This window comes from Paenibacillus sp. MDMC362 (genome assembly GCF_003269305.1).
Taxonomy (GTDB): Bacteria; Bacillota; Bacilli; order Paenibacillales; family Paenibacillaceae; genus Paenibacillus_AQ.
In genome coordinates this window covers 1-1,816 of the sequence record NZ_QLYT01000101.1, presented here as the reverse complement: position 1 = coordinate 1,816, position 1,816 = coordinate 1, and the positions used below count along the sequence as shown (strand labels likewise).

At 66.1% G+C, this 1,816-nt stretch carries 2 protein-coding genes; both read right to left on the bottom strand.

All coding sequences use genetic code 11. The annotated features are described in order from the left end of the window. Positions 1 to 1,196 (bottom strand): tyrosine-type recombinase/integrase (locus DP091_RS30815; protein WP_113061816.1); only part of this gene is annotated, 1,196 nt, incomplete at its 3' end. Then, positions 1,183 to 1,413, bottom strand: coding sequence for a hypothetical protein (locus tag DP091_RS30810; protein WP_075275658.1), 231 nt, complete (start codon positions 1,411 to 1,413; stop codon positions 1,183 to 1,185). The genes DP091_RS30815 and DP091_RS30810, both read right to left, overlap by 14 nt. Positions 1,414 to 1,816: the final 403 nt, after the last annotated feature.

The following is a 1,816-nucleotide window of genomic DNA, read 5'->3' as shown; positions in this document are numbered from 1 at the left end:
GCGCGGGCGGCAGCTAAAGCCTCTTTCCGAATGTCTCGACCCTCACGAGCGGCCTGCTCGAGGTAGCGCTCGAGGTCCTCTCGACGGATCAGGTAGCGGCTGCCCGCCTTCACGTGGGGCAACATGCGGAGCAGGGCGTAGGAAGTTTCACGGCCCAAGGCGAACTCGTTGCGCAGGGCGGCCACGTCGAGCAGGCGGGATGCCGTATTGGTTTGCGGTGATCTACTCATGCCCGCAGAGTGCCACGTTTTTTCAGCGCGATGGGAGATCCGGTTCACGTTGCGCGGGTGCAGGGGGTGGCCGGTGCTCGAGGGGAACACCAGCCCCGAATCGTGCCACTCCCTCCCCAGGATGCGGCGCTCTTCGGCTAGCTCGGCCTTCCACCCCTCCAGCACGGCGGCCACGTCCGGGCCGAAGCCCACCACCCGGCGGCTGTTGCGGGTCTTGGGGGGGCCGATGTGGACACCGCCCTTGTCCGGGGTTAAGGTCTGCTCCACCCGCAGGGTGCGGGCCTCGAGGTCCACGTGTTGCCAGGCCAGGCCTAGAAGCTCCTCACGCCTCAAGCCGGTGGCAAAGCCCAGGTAGAACAGCGGATACAGCCGGTAGGGGCGGGCCACCTCGAGGAAGCGGGCCACGGTAGCGGCGTCCCAGGCTTTGACCTTGCGGGTCACGGGGGCGGCCTCCAGCTTCACCGGGCGGGCTACGTTGCGCGGGATAAGCTCCATGACCACGGCGCGTTCAAGGGCGGCCTCGAGGGTGCTCAGCACCTCACGGCGGTAGGAAGGGGCTAACTCCTTGGCCTCCAGGGCGCGGGCGAAGGTGTGGACGTGCCCCGGCCTCAGCTTGCGAAGCTCCATGCTCCCCAGGTGTTGGGTGATGTGCTTGGCGTGGGCCTCGAGCTTGAGCCGGTAGGTGGGCGCGGCGCGGGTGGCCTTGGCCTCGACCCAGGTCTTCATCCACTCGCCCACCGTCAGGCGTTCGTGCGTGGCTAGCATCCCCTGGGCGGCAGCTACCTGAAGTTCACGGGCCTTCTGCATGGCCTCTTCCGGGGTGTGGCCCGTCACCCGGCGGCGGTCCAGCTTCCCATCCGGGCGGCGGCCTACGGTTACCTGAACGCTCCAGGAATCCCCGCGCTTCACCGGCTTGGAGCCAAGCCCGTTAGCCCGCTTGCGTGGTTCTGGTTTACTCCTGCTCATCACCCACCTCCATACCCAGGGCCTTCAGCCCGGCCTCAAACACCTCACCCCGCTGCTTCGTGCTCATGGACTCGAGCAGGGCGGCCACCGGCTTCCGCAGCCGCACCCGCACCTTGACACTGGCCTCATCGGGTCTGAGGGCCTCTTGAATCCCCAGCAGCTTCAGCCGCACCTCTAGCGGTTGCCGGGCGCTCTTTAGGTTCTCGCCTCGTGGCATATCAACATACTAGCACCGCGCCCCGCAGTGAGTCATTTCCTTTAATGCAAATTAAGGGAAATATGCTCTCCCCGAAGGCCTCACCAGGAACCGCGTCCAGAACGGCGTTTCTCGCCTGACCGCGTAAAACGGCTTTAAGCCCCCTCGAGCGAGGGGGCCGGGGGCGGACATTGGGGCGTCAGGGCTCGGTCTCGGGATCTTTCGCGTCCCCCTCATCTGTCATCCGATGACAGATGAGAGAGGGGCCGGTGTCTACCCCTTGGGGCGGTCAGGACTCCTCGGAGCCCCAAACCTCCCAGCGGGGATTCTCGTGGTCGAGGAACAGGGTGTAGCCCTGGGCGTAGGGGTTGGACTCCAGGGCCTCAGCAAGAAGGTGGTGGTACAGAAGGCGTTCCTCGGGGGT